Genomic DNA, 16,364 nt, shown 5'->3' on the forward strand with positions numbered 1-16,364 from the left:
CTTTCCCCCCATCGTTCCCGGAGAGGCCCCACCGTGCGAAGAACCCGCGTCCTCACGGCCGTACTCGCCCTCGCCGCCGGACTACTGGCCGGCACTCCGCCCGCACTGGCCGCGAGCACCCCCAGGGCAGCCGTCGCGGCCGACACGTACACCTGGAAGAACGCCCGCATCGACGGCGGCGGCTTCGTCCCCGGCATCGTGTTCAACCGCTCCGAGAAGAACCTCGCCTACGCCCGTACGGACATCGGCGGTGCCTATCGCTGGGTCCAGGCGTCGAGGAGCTGGACCCCGCTGCTCGACTCGGTCGGCTGGAGCGAGTGGGGCCACTCCGGCGTCGTCAGCCTCGCCTCCGACTCCGTCGACCCGAACAAGGTGTACGCGGCTGTCGGCACGTACACCAACAGCTGGGACCCGACGAACGGGGCCGTCCTGCGCTCCGCCGACCGGGGGGCGAGCTGGCAGAAGGCCGACCTGCCCTTCAAGCTGGGCGGCAACATGCCCGGACGGGGCATGGGTGAGCGGCTGGCCGTCGACCCCAACAGGAACAGCGTGCTGTATCTGGGCGCGCCCAGCGGCAAGGGCCTGTGGAAGTCCACGGACTCCGGCGCGAGCTGGTCGCAGGTCACCGGCTTCCCCAACGTCGGCAACTACGTGCAGGACGCGACCGACACCAGCGGCTACGCCTCCGACAACCAGGGCATCGTCTGGGTCACCTTCGACGAGTCCACCGGCACCTCCGGAAGCGCCACGCAGACCATCTATGTGGGGGTCGCCGACAAGGACAACGCGGTCTACCGCTCGACGGACGGCGGTGCGACCTGGTCCAGGATCGCGGGCCAGCCGACCGGTTATCTCGCCCACAAGGGCGTCCTCGACGCGGTGAACGGCTATCTCTATCTCGCCTACAGCGACACGGGCGGCCCGTACGACGGCGGCAAGGGCCAGTTGTGGCGGTACGCGACCCGGACCGGGACGTGGACGAACATCAGCCCGGTCGCGGAGGCCGACACCTACTACGGCTTCAGCGGGCTGAGTGTCGACCGGCAGCACCCCGGCACCGTGATGGCGACGGCGTACAGCTCCTGGTGGCCCGACACTCAGATCTTCCGGTCCACGGACAGCGGCGGCACCTGGACGAAGGCGTGGGACTACACGTCGTACCCGAACCGCTCGAACCGCTACACGACGGACGTCTCGTCCGTGCCCTGGCTGACCTTCGGCGCGAATCCCTCGCCACCCGAGCAGACTCCCAAACTCGGCTGGATGACCGAGGGTCTGGAGATCGACCCGTTCGACTCCGCCCGGATGATGTACGGGACGGGCGCGACGGTCTACGGCACCGAGAACCTCACCAACTGGGACGCCGGAAGTCAGTTCACCGTCAAGCCCATGGTCCAGGGCCTGGAGGAGACGGCCGTCAACGACCTCGCCTCTCCCCCGTCGGGCGCTCCCCTGCTCAGCGCGCTCGGTGACATCGGCGGCTTCCGGCACACGGATCTCACCAAGGTCCCTTCGATGATGTACACCTCACCGAACCTCACCACCACGACCAGCCTCGACTACGCCGAGTCCAATCCGAACACGGTGGTCCGCGTCGGCAACCTCGACGCCGGGCCGCACATCGGCTTCTCGACGGACAACGGCGCCAACTGGTTCGCGGGCAGCGACCCTTCGGGCGTCACCGGCGGCGGCACGGTAGCCGCGGCCTCGGACGGCAGCCGCTTCGTGTGGAGCCCGGCAGGCACCGGGGTGCAGTACACCACCGGGTTCGGTACGTCGTGGTCCGTGTCGAGCGGTATCCCCGCCGGCGCGGTCGTCGAGTCGGACCGGGTCGATCCGAAGACCTTCTACGGCTTCAAGTCGGGCAAGTTTTATGTCAGTTCGGACGGCGGCGCGACCTTCACGGCGTCCTCGGCCGGTAACCTGCCCAGCGGGGACAGCGTGCGCTTCAAGGCGCTGCCCGGCACGAAGGGCGATGTGTGGCTCGCGGGCGGCGCGAGCGACGGTGCGTACGGACTGTGGCACTCGACGGACGGCGGCGCGACCTTCACCAAGCTGTCGAACGTCGAGCAGGCCGACACCATCGGCTTCGGCAAGGCGGCGACCGGCGCCTCCTACCAGACGCTCTACACCAGCGCGAAGATCGGGGGCGTCCGCGGGATCTTCCGCTCGACGGACAAGGGCGCGACCTGGACACGCATCAACGACGACGCCCACCAGTGGGGTTGGACCGGCGCGGCCATCACCGGGGACCCCCGGATCTACGGGCGGGTGTACGTCGCGACGAACGGGCGCGGGATCGTCTACGGCGACAGTTCGGACACCGGGGGCGGGGGCGGCGGTACGGATCCGACACCCCCGCCCACGGGTGCCTGCACGGTGACGTACCGGATCACGAACCAGTGGTCGGGCGGCTTCCAGGCCGAGGTGTCGCTGGCCAACACGGGCTCCGCCGCATGGACCGGCTGGACACTGGGCTGGACCTTCCCGGACGGCCAGAGGATCACCCAGCTCTGGAACGCCGACTACACACAGTCGGGCGCCGTGGTCACGGCCAAGAACCTGACCTGGAACGCGAACGTGGCACCGGGTTCGGCGGTGGGTTTCGGCTTCACGGGGAGCTGGACGGGGGCGAACACGAAACCCGTGTCCTTCAAGTCGGGGGACCAGAGCTGCGCGGTGAGTTGACCTCCCCGCCTCCATCCTCAGGGGCGCGTGTCCGACGGGCACGGGCCCCTGAGCCGCCGCGCCGCCCGTCGCTCACCGATGTGCTTTTCGTCGCCTCTTCGCGAACCTGCGGGTCCGGGTCCGTTCGGAGCCGTTCGAGCACGGCCGCGGTGGCCGCGTCGCCGGTTTCCGCGACGGGGAAACGGCCCAGGGCCATGGCGACCCAGGCACGAACGCGAGGGCCGCTGTCGTCCGCGAGTCGGCAGATGTCCGGCAGGGTGCGGGGCTGTCGGCGGAAACCGAGAGAACCGAGGGCGGAGACGCGCACGTCCGCGGAGGAGTCGGTCAGCAGACCGACCATCAGGTCGACGGCCGCCGGGCTCGTACGGTGGCTGCCGAGCGCGCCGACGACGACACTCCGGATCGGCCGGGCCGAGAGCGAGTCCGTCGAGGCGGGCGCCGAGATCGCCTGTCGTCGGTTGCCCTTCCACCGCGCACCCTTCATGAACCGACGGGATCACACCGAGTCCGCGTACCGAGTCCCGGGGAGATACAGACGGTTCGGGGCGGACAGACCGTCACGGCACGTCACGAGAAAGCAGGGTTGGAGCCCTTTGCCCCATCCAGCATGATCACAACTGCGTCACCACCTTCACTTTCTGCTCACACTCTCTTCACATCACCCGATACCGTCACCCCACCACGAACCATCCCTGGGGGGACCATGTCGTACAACCAGCAGCCGCCGTTCGGATACGGGCGGGCACCCATGCCGCCCGAGCCCGCACCGCAGCCGGCCAGACCTCGTTGGGCGCGCAAGCGCTACGTGCTGCCCACGATCGCCTTCGCGTTCCTCCTCGGCGTCGGCGCCGGCGGCAGTGACAGCAGCGGCAACGACAGCGGCCGGAAGAGCAACACCACGAAGGCCGCGGCCGCCACGGTGCGGCCCGCCCCCACCGTCACCATCACGGCGACGGCAACGGAGACGGCGACCGCGAAGCCGAAACCGGCACCGACGGTGACCGCGACGAAGACCGTCAAGGTGAAGGTCACCGTCACCGCGAGAGCCGCCTCCGGCAGCGGCGGCGGGTCCGGAGGCAGCAGCGGCAGCGGAACCAGCGTCAGCACCTGCTCGATCACCTCCAACGCCGGCAACTGCTACTCGGCGGGCCAGTACTGCCGCAACAGCGACCACGGCGCCAGCACGACCACCGCGGGCGGCACCAGGATCACGTGCGCGTACCGGTCCGGCGGCTGGCGCTGGACGTACAGCTGACGGCGACGCACGGACGAGTCTCCTCGCGGGCCGTCACTCGCCTTCAGGCGGGCGTGACTCCGTCAACGCGTGGGAGGGCGGCCGACCTGGCGTCGTCGAGCCGCGGTCCGCGGCGGAGGCGAGCTCCAGCTCCAGCTCCAGCCGGGGACTACGAGTTGGCGCTCGGCCACACCAAGACGGCAGCCTCTCCGCGCCATTGATGCGGCGAGGAGGCGTAACCGGAGTGGTTCAATGTTCACCATTCCATCACAGTTCCATCACTCATCCCCCTCACCTCTATCCGATCTCACACTTCCCGCTTACGTTCACATGGCACTGAACTACCTGTGGGGGACCTATGTCGCACAACCAACTGCCGCCTGCCCAGCCGCCCATACCTGGACAGGCGCCCTTCGGACCGCCCCCCGGACCGGCTCCCGCAGCGCCGAAGTGGGCGCGGAAGCGGGTCGCCATCCCCGCCGCGCTGCTGATCCTGTTCTTCGGAGTCGGGATCGGCTCATCCGGCAGTGACGGCACGGAGAAGACGAGCGCGGACGCGAAGCCGCAGCCGACCGTGACCGTGACGAAGACCGCCGCGGCGAAGACCGGCACGACCAAGAAGGCGGAACCGCAGCCGACGGTCACCGTCACCAAGACGACGACGGCCAAGCCGAAGGCCGCCAGTGGCAGCGGTGACAAGCAGGCAGCCGACCAAGCCTCCGCGGGCAAGGTCGTGTTCAAGGTCTGGGGCAGCGCGCCGGCCGGTGCCGACATCACCTACGGCAGCGACAGCGACAACCGTGACGGTTCCGGGCCGCCCATGACGAAGACGCTCCCGTTCGACTCGGACGCCATGTACTACGACGTGTCGGCGCAGCTCCAGGGTGGCGGTGACATCAACTGCTCGGTCACCGTCGACGGCCACACGAAGAAGGGTCACGCGTCGGGGAGCTACAACATCTGCTCGGCCCAGCTGAGCAGTGGGCTGTTCGGCGACTGGGAGTAGACGGACACACCACTGCGCCCCGCCCTCGAAGGACGGGGCGCAGTCGCGTCACGTGCCGGGCACCTTCGCACTGTCACGAAGGAGTCACGTCGTCAACTCCCCCACTACATATGGTTTAGCGTATTTCGCCTGCACCAGCATCACTCAGGAGAAATCTGTGCGTACCCGGATCATCAGCGCGATCCTGCTGACCGTCGCGGCCGGCGGCCTCGTCGCCTGCCAGCCGACCGACGGCACGAAGTCCAGCGGAACGAAGTCCACCGGCGCGAATCCCGGCGTCACGGGAGTGCCGACGGGCGACGGGTCTGCGGCGAAGGACGACAAGCCCACCGCGGCAGCGCGGAAGAAGGTGCCCGTCTTCGTGGGCATGGGCCTGCAGTCCGCGCAGGACGCGGCGCAGGCGCAGGGCTTCTACTCGCTCAAGTCGCACGACTCGCTCGGCCGGGACCGCATGCAGGCCTTCGACCGCAACTGGAAGGTGTGCAGCCAGAACTACCAGGCCGGGAAGACGATCCCCGTCGACACGACTCTCGACTTCGGGGCTGTGAAGCTCGAAGAGACCTGCCCGGCGAAGGACATGCAGGCGCCGTCCGCCGTCGGTGGGAAGATGCCGGACTTCAAGGGGAAGTCCGTGAAGGCGGCGCGAGCCGCGCTCGACAGCGGCACTTCGATCGACGTGAAGGACGCCGGCGGGCAGGACCGTTGGGTACTGATCGAATCCAACTGGCAGGTGTGCACTCAGACCCCGGCAGCGCGCGCGGCATTGAACGGGCAGCCGGTGACCCTCACCGCAGTCAAGTTCGGCGAGTCCTGTCCGTAGCTCCAAGCGGTCGGATCAGGCATTCGGCGGCCGTCCGGGTCGGACGGCCGCCTTTTGATCTCAACTCGGAGGGTGACTTTCCCGGGTCACGGCGTGTACACCGTCGGCCGCGGCGCCGTCGCCATACCGCTGCCGATGAAGAAGCTCGGGTGCGGGGGCTGGTTGTAGGCCGTGTTCTGCCAGGCCAGGGCTGTGCGGTACTGGGTGTCGTGGAGCAGCGTGGTGATCTTCGTGGTCGTCTCGTACGGGGTGGAGTAGATCCTGAGGGCCGTGTTGTCCGTCGTCGGCCAGACGACCTCCTCGCGCCAGTCGCCGAGGATGTCGCCGGACAGGGACGGCGTCGCCTTGGTGCCGTTGTTGGAATGGACGCCCGAGCCGGTCAGCAGGCGGGTGTCGGCGGACGTGCCGTACTTGTCGATGTGGGTGTCGTCGAGGAGTTCGCGGACTGTGTCCCCGTCCCACCAGGACAGGAAGTTGACGCTGCCCGGCTTGCGGGTGGCCACCACCGTGCCCTGCGGACTGCGGACGCCGTCGGCGTGGGAGGACCAGGACTCGGCCCCCGCGCTGCCCGCCCAGACGTCCCCGGACACGCCCCGGCCGTTGTCACCGTTGGCGGCCGTCGACCACAGGATCGCGCCGGTCTTCGCGTCCGCCATCCACGAGGCCGGCTTGGTGGAGTCCTCGTCGACCTTGAACTCCTCCAGGCCCGCGCGGGACGGGTCGAGATCGCCGACGTGCATCGCGTCGCCGTGACCGTTCTTGGTCGTCCACAGGCCGTTGCCGTTGTCGTCCACGGCCATCGAGCCGTACACGATCTCGTCCTTGCCGTCGCCGTCGCCGTCGACATCGGCGACGGACAGCTGGTGGTTGCCCTGGCCGTCGTACCCCTTGCCGCTGTTGGTCGAGGAGTTGGTGTCGAAGGTCCAGCGCCGGGTGAACGCGCCGCCCCGCCAGTCCCAGGCGGCTATGACCGTACGGGTGTAGTAGCCGCGCGCCATGACGAGGGAGGGCCGGGAGCCGTCCAAGTAGGCTGTTCCCGCGAGGAATCGGTCGACACGGTTGCCGTACGAGTCGCCCCAGGAGGAGACCGTGCCGCGCGCCGGCACGTAGTCGACGGTGCCCATGGCCGCGCCCGTCCGGCCGTTGAACATGGTCAGGTACTCGGGCCCGGACAGGACGTAGCCGCTGGAGTTCCGGTAGTCGGCGGAGGAACTGCCGATCACCGTGCCCTTCCCGTCCGTTGTGCCGTCCGCCGTCTTCATGGCGACCTCCGCCTTGCCGTCGCCGTCGTAGTCGTACACCTGGAACTGCGTGTAGTGGGCGCCCGAGCGGATGTTCCTGCCCAGGTCGACGCGCCACAGCCGGGTGCCGTCGAGCTTGACGCCGTCGACGATCGTGTCGCCGGTGTAGCCGGACTGGGAGTTGTCCTTGGCGTTCGTCGGCTGCCACTTGAGGACGAAGTCGAGTTGCCCGTCGCCGTCGAGGTCGCCGACGGACGCGTCGTTGGCCTCGTAGGTGTACGCGACCCCGTCGGGGGTGGTGCCGCCGGCGGGCGGGGTGATGGGAACGTCCATGTAGCCCGTACGGAACTGGATGGCATGGACGGAGTCGCCCTGCTCCGCACCGTTCACCATCGCGCGGACCGTGTAGTCGGCCTGCGCGGGTACGCCCGAATGGAAGTAGTTGGTGGAGCCGGTGATCGGGGTGGAGTTGACCAACATACCGGCGCGGTAGACATTGAACGACACGTCGTTCGGGTCGGTGCCCAGCCAGCGCCAGCTGACCAGGTTGCCGCTGTCGGTGTGGACGCTGACGACGCCCCGGTCGAGGGCTTCGACCTGCCTCGCCGTGGCGGCCTGGGCCGGCCCGGCGCCGAGGGCGGTGAGTCCGGCGGCGATAAGGGCGGCGGCCGCCAGGGCCGAGCCGATGGCGCGTCTGCGGTGCTGCCGTTGCGGGTGCTGCACGATGGATACCTCCTGAGAGGACGGACTGCTTCTGCCCTCTCAGTCGCCGCTGCCCGCACAGGAGTTGCCGCTCCGCAGCAAGCGCTCTCTACGCGTATCTGCGAGCCAGTTCGACGACGGTTTCGGCGATGCGGGCGCGAAGTTCGGGCGGTTCCAGAACCTCGATCGCCGTCCCGAGCCGCAGGAAGTCGTCGTGGGCCTGGTCCTCGGATTCGATGGGAACCGTGGCGAGCGTCCAACCACCCTTTTCCGTAAGGCCGTTGGCTGCCACCGCCTGCGCCGCGGGACCGCTCAGCCGGGTACCGGGCGCGATCCGCACGACCGCCTCCGCCCGGTGCAGCCGCTGGTGGAAGTCCCGCTGGTACGCGGTCCAGTACGCCGCCAGGTCGAACCCCTCGGGTCGGGTGAACTCCTCACCGGAGGAGGTTAGTTCGAGGATCTGGTCCACCCGGAAGGTGCGCGGCCCGGGGCCGGCGACGACGTACCAGCGACCCGCCTTCAGGACGAGCCCGTACGGCTCCAGGCGGCGCTCCACGTCGGTGGGTTCGCGCCAGCGGCGGTAGAGGATGTGCAGGACGCGACCGTTCCAGACGGCGTCGGCGACGGCGGAGAGGTACGGGGTCTCGTCGGCGTCCGCGTACCAGCCCGGCGCGTCCAGGTGGAAGCGGCCGCTGACCCGGTCGGCGTGCTCGCGCAGTTCGGCCGGGAGGGCGGCGCGCACCTTGAGCTGGGCCGCGGCGAGCACCGAACCGAGACCGAGTTCGGCGGCGGGTCCGGGTACCCCGGCGAGGAAGAGGGCCTCGGCCTCCTCGGTGGTGAGGCCCGTGAGGCGGGTGCGGTAGCCGTCGAGCAGCCGGTAACCGCCCGCGTGCCCCGCGTCGCCGTACAGCGGGACGCCCGCCGCGCCCAGTGCCTCGACGTCCCGGTACACCGTCCGGACCGACACCTCCAGTTCCTCGGCGAGCTGGGCGGCGGTCAGTCTGCCGCGGGTCTGGAGCAGCAGCAGGATCGAGATGAGACGGCTGGACTTCACTGACATATGGTGTCAGTGAAGCGGGCTTAACGTCCTGCCATGGCTTCAGTGACCTCCACGACTTCTCCGGACGCCGGCACATCTGCGGACGCCGGCACTTCCGCGGCCTCGACCGGCTCCGCGAGCTCCACAGCATCGGCCGCTTCCGCGCCTTCCGGGGATTCCGCGGCCTCCCCGCCACCCGCGGCCTTCAGGGAGAAGTTCCTGACCGTGCCGCCGCCCATCGAGGTGGCGGGACGGCGGATCAAGCGGTACCACGTCACCGCGGACCCGGCCGGTATCGAGCCCGAGGTCGAGCGGGCGGCGTACGCGATGCTGCCGAGGCTGCTCCCCGAACCGGACGGCACCCCGCCCGCCACGTTCGTCGTCCTGCACCGGGGCGGCGACGACGGCGCCTACCTCAACGCCTACAGCTGGGTGTGGGACAACGTCCTGCACTTCCGGGGCGCCGCCGCGGGCCAACCGGTGCTGGGCTGCCCCGACCGGGACCCGGCGCACTTCATCACCCCGGACCTCCCGTGGATCGGCTGCGTCTGGGAGTTGCCGCCGATCCTGCACGAGCGGGACGCCTGGGTGCGGCACCTTCTCGCCTCCGAAGTACCCGACCTGGAGGCCTACTTGACCGATTCGCTGCCCGAGGGAGCCACGGGAGACCGCACATGAGCAACGCCCGCGACAACGCCGCCGCCCTCCGCGACTTCGACTTCTTCCACGGGGACTGGGACGTCGTCAACCGCCGCCGTACCGACTTCCTCGACCCGGAGAGCGACTGGGAGGAGTTCCCTGCCGTCAGCCGCTGCTGGAACCTGTTCGGCGGGGCGGCGAACATCGACGAGATCGACGTGCCGAGTCAGGGATGGAAGGGGCTGACGCTGCGGCTCTTCGACCTGGAGACCGAGCGGTGGTCGTTGAACTGGTCCTCCAGCCGCAGCGGGAAGCTGTTCCCTCCGGTGCTCGGGCGGTTCGGGCCGGACGGGCGGGGCGAGTTCCACGGCGACGACACCCATGACGGGAAGGACGTGCGCGTGCGGTTCGTGTGGTCGGGGATCTCGGAGACGACGGCCCGGTGGGAGCAGGCGTTCTCCGTGGACGGGGAGAACACCTGGCTGACCAACTGGACGATGGAGTTCACGCGACGGAAGGCCGTCTGACCCTGCGCCGGGGCGCGGTTCGCGCACATTCATGCGGGCTCAGCAGTTCAGGTGGGATCACCGCTTGCGGAACGCCCGCAGGGTGAACTCCGGTTCCTGGCGCGGGACATCCGGGTCCGTCAACATCTCGACGCGGTCGGCGAGTTGGGGGCCGCCGGCCGCGTACAGCTCACCGGTCCGGATGTAGCGGGCGACGCGGCGGGGGGTCCGGCCCTGACCGTGGCCCCGGAAACGGGCCGTGCCGCTCAGGGTCAGTCCGTGCTCGGCGGCGTACGACGCGACCCGCTCGGACCCGTCCGCGGCGCGCCCGGTGCGGTACGGCGCGGCCAACGCGTCTATGTCGCTGCCGACATGATGGGCCGCGGCCTTGTCGACGGTGGTGACGAACACTCCACCGGGACGCAGCACACGCGCGGCCTCGGTGACGACGGGGCCCGCGTCGTCCAGCAGGTGCAAGAGCCAGACGGCGGAGACGGAGTCGAACGATCCGTCCGGGAACGGGAGTTGACGGCAGTCTGCCAGGACGACGGCTCCCGGCAGACGCGCCGCGGCCCTGCGCGCCATGCCGTACGCCGCGTCCGTGCCCGTCACCCTGAGCCCGGGCCGCCCGGCCGCGAGCCGGCGCGTCACGATGCCGGTGCCGCAGGCCAGGTCGAGCAGACTGCGGGCGTCGTCGGGGACCAGCGCGAGCACGGCGTCGGCGGCCGCGGCGGCCCGTGGCTCGCCGCCCCGCGTCGCGTCGTACCCGTCCGCTTCCTTGTCGTAGTCCAGCACAGAGGTCAGTTCGCCCCGTGCCCCGGCGCGAGTTCCTCCACCCTGCGGGCGAGGTCGAAGTCGAGCGCGGTGACGGCGCCGCCGACGCTGTGCGTGTTCACGGTGAGGGCGATCGTGTTGTAGCCGAGGGTGAGGTCGGAGTGATGGTCGAGCTCCTCCTGCACCTGGGCGATGTGCACGACCATCGCGGTCGCCGCGAAGTGCGAGCCGAGCCGGTAGGTACGGGCGAGCCGGTCACCCTCCAGCGACCAACCGGGCAACTCCGCCAGCCGTTCCTCGATCTCCTTCTGCGCCAGCGCTTCGACGGCCATGGACGGTGTCCCTTCGTACGGCGGGTGAGATGTCCGGGGTGGGGCGATGGGTTCGGATCGGGCCCTTGCCAGCGTGCCACAGCCGCACCCGGCAGGCAGGGCACGAGCGGCGCGGCTCACCGGTGGGCTGCCCGGTTGCCTCGCCGAAGGTACGACCCGGGTGACTAGTGGGCTGCCCGGCGAGGGGCCGCCCGACTGCCCGGCCCGGGGGGACTGGCCGGCCGCCCGGCCCGGGGACTCTCGGGCGGCTCTGCCGGGTGACTCGTCGGTGGCGGGATGGGCGACGCGCACCCTCGTCCGGCGGCGTGGGCGGGGCGGTCCCCGCCGCCCCGGGGCTCACCGTCGTACGCACTCCGTCGCGAAGTCGTCCGCCAGGAGTGTGATCGTCGAGCGGCCCTCGATGTGTTCCAGCCACTCCTGGGGGAGACGGTGGTCGCCGTGCCGGGCGCCGAGGAGGTTGCCGCAGATGGCGCCGGTGGAATCGCTGTCGCCGGAGTGGTTCACGGACAGGAGCAGGGCGTCGGTGACCCGGGGCACGGCGAGGGCGCAGTAGACGGCCATGGCCAGGGCCTCCTCGGCGATCCAGCCGGCGCCGAGGGACTCGACCTTCTCGGCGGTCGGAGCGCCTTCCGAGGCGAGGTCGAGGGCGCGGTTCAGGGCGGCCGTGGTCTCCTCGTGCCCGGGATGGCGGGCGAGCAGCCGCAGCGTGCGCAGGACGGCGCCCTCCAGGGAGTCCCCGGAGACGAGGTGGGCGACGATGGCGGCGAGGGCGCCGGAGGCGTAGTACCCCGTGGGGTGGCCGTGGGTCATCTGGGCGCAGCGGGCGGCCATGCCGAACACGGTCCCGGCCGGGGTGCGGGCGAGCCCGAAGGGCGCCGAGCGCATGACCGCGCCGCAGCCCTTGGAGTCCGGGTTGACGGGTCCGGGTGGCCCCAGCTCGCTCGTCGGGTCGGGGAAATGGTCCTGCTGGAGCCCGGTGAGGCACGCGTTGCCGGGCGCCCGGCGGGCGTACAGCCAGCTCTGCGCGGCGAGTCCGCCGTGGACGTCCGGGCCGGGTCCGGGCGCGTTCTGCGTGTCCAGCCATCGCCCGTACGCCCACCGCACCAGCCGTGACCAGCCGCCCCCGATGCCCTTCAGCCGCTCGCGTGCGTGCGCCTGTCGGAGGCCCTCCACCGTGAACAGGGTCATCTGGGTGTCGTCGCTGATCCGGCCCACCACCCCGTCGGCGTCGGGGACGGGTCCGCTCACCCCGCGCGGTCCGTGCGCGGCGCGGATCCGGTCCAGTGAGTCGAACTCGACGGGGTAGCCGAGCGCGCCGCCCAGCAGACAGCCGCGGACGCGTGCCCGGTAAAGGGCCTCCGCCTCCCACGACAGGTTCCACAAGTCGTCCACGTGCCACTCCTCGACTACGGTCCTCGTATGCGCATTGTCCCGCCCCGTCCCGCCGCCGTCTCAAGTGCCTCCGCAGAGAAGGGGGTCGGGCCGCTGCTGCGCGGCTGGCGGGAGGAGCGGCGGGTGAGTCAGCTGGAGCTGGCGCTGCGGGCGGGCTCCTCGGCCCGTCACATCAGCTTCGTCGAGACGGGCCGCTCCCGCCCCAGCGAGGAGATGGTGCTGCGGCTCGCCGAACACCTCGACGTGCCGGTGCGGGAGCGCAACGCGCTGCTGCTCGCGGCCGGTTACGCCCCGCGCTATCCGGAGACCCCGCTCGACGACCCCTCGATGGACGCGCTGCGCGAGGGCATGGAGGGGCTGATCCGGGGCCACGAGCCGTATCCGGCGCTGGTGGTCGACGCGACGTACGACGTTCTGGCCGCGAACAGCGGCATCGCCATGCTGCTGGAGGGTGTCCCGGAACGACTCCTCGTGCCGCCGCTGAACGCGATGCGGCTGACCCTCCACCCGGAGGGGCTGGCGCCGCGCATCCGCAATCTGCGGGCGTGGCGGGACCATCTGCTCGCCCAGATGGACCGGCAGGTCGCGCTGCGCCGTTCGCGGCCGCTGCGCGCGCTGTACGAGGAGGTGGCGGCGTATCCGGTCCCGGACCGGGACGCATCCGAGGACGACGAGCCTCTCGGCCCCGCACCCCGCTTCGCGCTCCCGCTGCGGATCGAGCACGAGGGCCGGGTGCTGTCGTTCATCTCGACCATCTCGACGTTCAACACCCCGATGGACGTGACGGTCGCCGAGCTGGCCATCGAGACGCTCCTCCCGGCGGACCCGGCTACGGCCAAGTACCTTCATTCACCGCATTCGTGATGGTCGGTCAGCGGCGGTCTCGCGTCGGCGGCGCCGAACGGCTCCGCCGCACTCGTGGGGCCGGCTGCGGAGTGCGGTACACATCAGGCGTTCGGTGCCCCAAATCGGCCTGGGTGTCGTTGTGTTGGGGCCAACCTCTGATGGTTCTCCACAGGCGTGGCACACTGCACGCATACTTCGGCGCGTGGGGAGGCGTGGCGTGAGTGAGCGGCGACCAGCGCCCACGGTGGGGCAGGTGGTTCTGGGGCGACGGCTGCAGGAGCTGCGCGAGGCCGCGGGCCTGAAGCGGGAAGAGGCGGCGCGTGTCCTGCGGGTCGCGCCGGCGACCGTGCGGCGGATGGAGATGGCCGAGGTCGCCCTCAAGATCCCCTACGTGCAGGTGCTGTTGACGACGTACGGTGTGGCCGACGACGAGGCGGACGTCTTCGTGGCGCTGGCCGAGGAGGCAAACGAGCCGGGCTGGTGGCAGCGGTACCACGACGTGCTGCCGGACTGGTTCAGCATGCACGTCAGCCTGGAGGGCGCCGCCCAGCTGATCCGCTCGTACGAACCGCACTTCGTGCCGGGGCTGTTGCAGACCGAGGAGTACGCGCGGGCCGTGCTGGAGGCCGGGACGGTCGGGCAGACGGGCCCCGAGGCCATCGATCGGCATGTGGCGCTGCGCATGAAGCGGCAGGCGCTGCTCACCCGCGAGAACCCTCCCCACCTCTGGGTGATCATGGACGAGACGGCGTTGCTGCGTCCGGTGAGCATCCACGGTGAGGTCATGCGCGACCAGATGGACCGGCTCCTCGAATGGGTCGAGCTCGATCACGTCACGCTCCAGGTTGCCGAGTTCGCAGCCGGCCCGCACCCGGGGACGTACACCTCCTTCGCGCTGTTCCGCTTCGCCGAGCGGGAGCTGCCGGACATCGTCTACAGCGAGTACGTGACCGGCGCCCTCTACCTCGACGCGCGCGAGGAGGTGGCCCTGCACCTGGAGGTGCTGGACCACATGTCGGCCCACTCCGCCTCCGCCCAGCGCACCAAGGAGATCCTCCAGGAGTTCCGCGAGCGTTACTGAGCGGGCTCCCGGACCGGACATCCCCGCTCCGCGGGCGGCGGATCGATACGCCTAGGCGGCCCCGTCCTTCGGGTGGCCGTCCAGGTCCTCGTCCACGATCTCCGCGTCCACCACGCCCTCGTCCTCGCCCGGGGCGTGCTCGGTGGGCGGCTGGCCCTCCGGGGGTGTCTGCTGCTGGGCCCGGGCGTACATGGCCTGGCCCATCTGCTGGCTGACGGTGGCCAGTTTCTCGATGGCGCCGCGCAGGGCGGCTGTGTCGGTGGAGGAGTCCTCCAGGAGCCGTTTCAGTTCGGCGGCGGCCGCGACGACCTCGGTCTTCGTGTCGGCGGGGACGCGCTCGTCGTTCTCGCGGACGAACTTCTCCGTCTGGTAGACGAGTTGCTCGCCGTGGTTGCGGGTCTCGGCCGCTTCCCGGCGGCGCCGGTCCTCCTCGGCGTACTGCTCGGCCTCGCGCATCATGCGGTCGATGTCGTTCTTGGCCAGCGCCGAGCCGCCGGTGACGGTCATCTTCTGCTCGCGCCCGGTGGCCAGGTCCTTCGCCGAGACGTGCATGATCCCGTTGGCGTCGATGTCGAAGGCGACCTCGATCTGCGGGACCCCGCGCGGCGCGGGCGGCAGACCGGTGAGGTCGAAGACGCCGAGCTTCTTGTTGTACGCGGCGATCTCGCGCTCGCCCTGGTAGACCTGGATGCCGACCGAGGGCTGGTTGTCGGCGGCCGTCGTGAAGATCTCCGAACGCCGCGTGGGAATCGTGGTGTTGCGCTCGATGAGCGTGGTCATGATGCCGCCCTTGGTCTCGATGCCGAGGGACAGCGGGGTGACGTCGAGGAGCAGCACGTCCTTCACGTCCCCCCGGATCACACCGGCCTGGAGTCCGGCGCCGACGGCGACGACCTCGTCCGGGTTGACGCCCTTGTGCGGGTCCTTGCCGGTGAGTTCCTTCACCAGGTCGGTGACGGCCGGCATCCGGGTGGACCCGCCGACCAGGATGACGTGGTCGACGGCGGACAGCTTCACACCGGCGTCCTTGACGGCCTGGTGGAAGGGGGTCTTGCAACGGTCGAGCAAGTCGGCCGTGAGTTCCTGGAACTGAGCGCGCGTCAGCTTTTCGTCGAGGTGCAGAGGGCCTTCGGCGGTGGCGGTGATGTAGGGCAGGTTGACGTTGGTCTCGGTGGCCGAGGACAGCTCGATCTTGGCCTTCTCGGCACCCTCGCGCAGCCGTTGCAGCGCCATCTTGTCGTGGCCGAGATCGATGCCGTGCGCGGCCTTGAAGCGCTGCGCGAGGTGTTCGAGGATCCGCTGGTCCCAGTCGTCGCCGCCGAGCCGGGTGTCCCCGTTGGTCGCCTTGACCTCGATGACGCCGTCGCCGATCTCCAGGAGAGAGACGTCGAAGGTGCCACCGCCCAGGTCGAAGACGAGGACGGTCTGCTCCTCGCCGCGGTCGAGCCCGTAGGCCAGGGCGGCGGCGGTCGGCTCGTTGATGATGCGCAGGACCTTCAGGCCCGCGATCTCGCCCGCCTCCTTGGTGGCCTGGCGCTGCGCGTCGTCGAAGTAGGCGGGCACGGTGATCACGGCGTCCGTGACGTCCTCGCCGAGATAGGCCTCGGCGTCCCGCTTCAGTTTCTGCAGCACGCGCGCGGAGAGCTCCTGCGCACGGTAGCGGGTGCCGTCGATGGTGCCTTTCTCGGGAAACCGCCAGGTCACATCGCCCATGTACCGTTTCACGGACCGCGCGGTGCGCTCCACGTTCGTCACGGCCTGCCGTTTGGCGACCTCGCCGACCAGCACCTCGCCGTTCTTGGCGAAGGCCACCACCGAGGGCGTGGTGCGCGCTCCCTCGGCGTTGGCGACGACCGTCGCCTCACCCCCTTCCAGTACGGCCACCACCGAGTTCGTCGTACCGAGATCGATTCCGACCGCACGTGCCATGTCCGTCCCCTTCCGCCAGGGCTCTGCCCGCCCTCAAGCACAAGACGCGCGTTACCGCTTGTCAATGGCGCGGACGGCCCGGCGGGGCGGACACGCCGATGCCGCGCCCCCACGGGGAGGACGCGGCATCGGCGT

The 16,364-nt window shown here is 70.3% G+C and carries 15 protein-coding genes; 8 read left to right on the forward strand and 7 right to left on the reverse strand.

Features of this window, described 5'->3' with window-relative positions:
- Positions 1-33: 33 nt before the first annotated feature.
- The gene (locus ACFYR3_RS06200; RefSeq protein WP_389281737.1) at positions 34-2,688 is read left to right on the forward strand and encodes a cellulose binding domain-containing protein; all 2,655 of its coding nucleotides are present in this window, start codon (positions 34-36) and stop codon (positions 2,686-2,688) included.
- On the opposite strand, the gene ACFYR3_RS06205 is transcribed toward ACFYR3_RS06200, so the two are convergent.
- Positions 2,654-3,172 carry a HEAT repeat domain-containing protein gene (locus ACFYR3_RS06205; RefSeq protein WP_389281739.1) on the reverse strand — a complete coding sequence of 173 codons (519 nt, stop codon included), beginning with the start codon at positions 3,170-3,172 and terminating at the stop codon, positions 2,654-2,656. The two genes, ACFYR3_RS06200 and ACFYR3_RS06205, sit on opposite strands and share 35 nt — an antisense overlap.
- Before the next feature lie 264 nt (positions 3,173-3,436).
- On the opposite strand from ACFYR3_RS06205, the gene ACFYR3_RS06210 reads away from it, so the two are divergent.
- The 3 genes from ACFYR3_RS06210 to ACFYR3_RS06220 all read left to right on the forward strand — a co-directional run bounded on the left by ACFYR3_RS06210 (position 3,437) and on the right by ACFYR3_RS06220 (position 5,748).
- Positions 3,437-3,943, forward strand: coding sequence for a hypothetical protein (locus ACFYR3_RS06210; RefSeq protein WP_389282018.1), 507 nt, complete (start codon positions 3,437-3,439; stop codon positions 3,941-3,943).
- Between the two features lie 337 nt (positions 3,944-4,280).
- Positions 4,281-4,928: a hypothetical protein gene (locus ACFYR3_RS06215; protein WP_389281741.1), complete on the forward strand. Its 648-nt coding sequence runs from the start codon at positions 4,281-4,283 to the stop codon at positions 4,926-4,928.
- A 157-nt stretch (positions 4,929-5,085) separates the two neighbouring features.
- On the forward strand, positions 5,086-5,748 hold the full coding sequence (locus ACFYR3_RS06220) for a hypothetical protein (RefSeq protein ID WP_389281743.1): 663 nt from the start codon (positions 5,086-5,088) through the stop codon (positions 5,746-5,748).
- Positions 5,749-5,834: 86 nt separating this feature from the next.
- On the opposite strand, the gene ACFYR3_RS06225 is transcribed toward ACFYR3_RS06220, so the two are convergent.
- Together ACFYR3_RS06225 and ACFYR3_RS06230 are read right to left on the reverse strand one after the other, a co-directional pair.
- Positions 5,835-7,712: a rhamnogalacturonan lyase gene (locus tag ACFYR3_RS06225; protein WP_389281745.1), complete on the reverse strand. Its 1,878-nt coding sequence runs from the start codon at positions 7,710-7,712 to the stop codon at positions 5,835-5,837.
- Positions 7,713-7,800: 88 nt separating this feature from the next.
- Entirely contained in the window at positions 7,801-8,745 is a 945-nt protein-coding gene (locus ACFYR3_RS06230) for a YafY family protein (RefSeq protein WP_355840323.1), read from the reverse strand.
- A gap of 210 nt (positions 8,746-8,955) precedes the next feature.
- Between ACFYR3_RS06230 and ACFYR3_RS06235 the strand changes: the two genes are divergently transcribed.
- Positions 8,956-9,408, forward strand: a complete 453-nt coding sequence (locus tag ACFYR3_RS06235) for a hypothetical protein (RefSeq protein WP_355840361.1) — start codon at positions 8,956-8,958, stop codon at positions 9,406-9,408.
- Positions 9,405-9,896, forward strand: coding sequence for a hypothetical protein (locus ACFYR3_RS06240; protein WP_355840322.1), 492 nt, complete (start codon positions 9,405-9,407; stop codon positions 9,894-9,896). Before ACFYR3_RS06235 ends, ACFYR3_RS06240 begins: the two co-directional genes overlap by 4 nt.
- A 57-nt stretch (positions 9,897-9,953) precedes the next feature.
- On the opposite strand, the gene ACFYR3_RS06245 is transcribed toward ACFYR3_RS06240, so the two are convergent.
- From ACFYR3_RS06245 to ACFYR3_RS06255, 3 genes are all read right to left on the reverse strand, one after another.
- The gene (locus ACFYR3_RS06245; protein ID WP_355840321.1) at positions 9,954-10,670 is read right to left on the reverse strand and encodes a class I SAM-dependent methyltransferase; all 717 of its coding nucleotides are present in this window, start codon (positions 10,668-10,670) and stop codon (positions 9,954-9,956) included.
- A 5-nt stretch (positions 10,671-10,675) separates the two neighbouring features.
- Positions 10,676-10,981 (reverse strand): 4a-hydroxytetrahydrobiopterin dehydratase, encoded by a 306-nt coding sequence (locus ACFYR3_RS06250; protein ID WP_355840320.1) that lies wholly within the window; start codon positions 10,979-10,981, stop codon positions 10,676-10,678.
- A 336-nt stretch (positions 10,982-11,317) separates the two neighbouring features.
- Complete coding sequence (locus tag ACFYR3_RS06255; protein ID WP_389281748.1) at positions 11,318-12,373, reverse strand: ADP-ribosylglycohydrolase family protein; 1,056 nt, start codon at positions 12,371-12,373, stop codon at positions 11,318-11,320.
- A gap of 27 nt (positions 12,374-12,400) precedes the next feature.
- Between ACFYR3_RS06255 and ACFYR3_RS06260 the strand changes: the two genes are divergently transcribed.
- Positions 12,401-13,237 (forward strand): helix-turn-helix domain-containing protein, encoded by an 837-nt coding sequence (locus ACFYR3_RS06260; protein ID WP_389281750.1) that lies wholly within the window; start codon positions 12,401-12,403, stop codon positions 13,235-13,237.
- 199 nt (positions 13,238-13,436) lie between these two features.
- On the forward strand, positions 13,437-14,300 hold the full coding sequence (locus ACFYR3_RS06265; protein ID WP_355840317.1) for a helix-turn-helix transcriptional regulator: 864 nt from the start codon (positions 13,437-13,439) through the stop codon (positions 14,298-14,300).
- A 51-nt stretch (positions 14,301-14,351) separates the two neighbouring features.
- Here the strand turns inward: ACFYR3_RS06265 and dnaK are convergent, their stop codons facing one another.
- Positions 14,352-16,229: a molecular chaperone DnaK gene (gene dnaK, locus ACFYR3_RS06270; RefSeq protein WP_389281752.1), complete on the reverse strand. Its 1,878-nt coding sequence runs from the start codon at positions 16,227-16,229 to the stop codon at positions 14,352-14,354.
- Between the last annotated feature and the right edge of the window lie 135 nt (positions 16,230-16,364).

Source organism: Streptomyces sp. NPDC005784 (assembly GCF_042871525.1).
Lineage (GTDB): Bacteria > Actinomycetota > Actinomycetes > Streptomycetales > Streptomycetaceae > Streptomyces.

Bases quoted from the DNA above. Each gene is read 5' to 3' on its own strand.
- ACFYR3_RS06210 (WP_389282018.1), top strand. From the start codon at position 3,437: ATGCCGCCCGAGCCCGCACCGCAGCCGGCCAGACCTCGTTGGGCGCGC.
- dnaK (WP_389281752.1), bottom strand. From the start codon at position 16,229: ATGGCACGTGCGGTCGGAATCGATCTCGGTACGACGAACTCGGTGGTG.
- ACFYR3_RS06240 (WP_355840322.1), top strand. From the start codon at position 9,405: ATGAGCAACGCCCGCGACAACGCCGCCGCCCTCCGCGACTTCGACTTC.
- ACFYR3_RS06260 (WP_389281750.1), top strand. From the start codon at position 12,401: ATGCGCATTGTCCCGCCCCGTCCCGCCGCCGTCTCAAGTGCCTCCGCA.
- ACFYR3_RS06215 (WP_389281741.1), top strand. From the start codon at position 4,281: ATGTCGCACAACCAACTGCCGCCTGCCCAGCCGCCCATACCTGGACAG.
- ACFYR3_RS06205 (WP_389281739.1), bottom strand. From the start codon at position 3,172: ATGAAGGGTGCGCGGTGGAAGGGCAACCGACGACAGGCGATCTCGGCG.
- ACFYR3_RS06250 (WP_355840320.1), bottom strand. From the start codon at position 10,981: ATGGCCGTCGAAGCGCTGGCGCAGAAGGAGATCGAGGAACGGCTGGCG.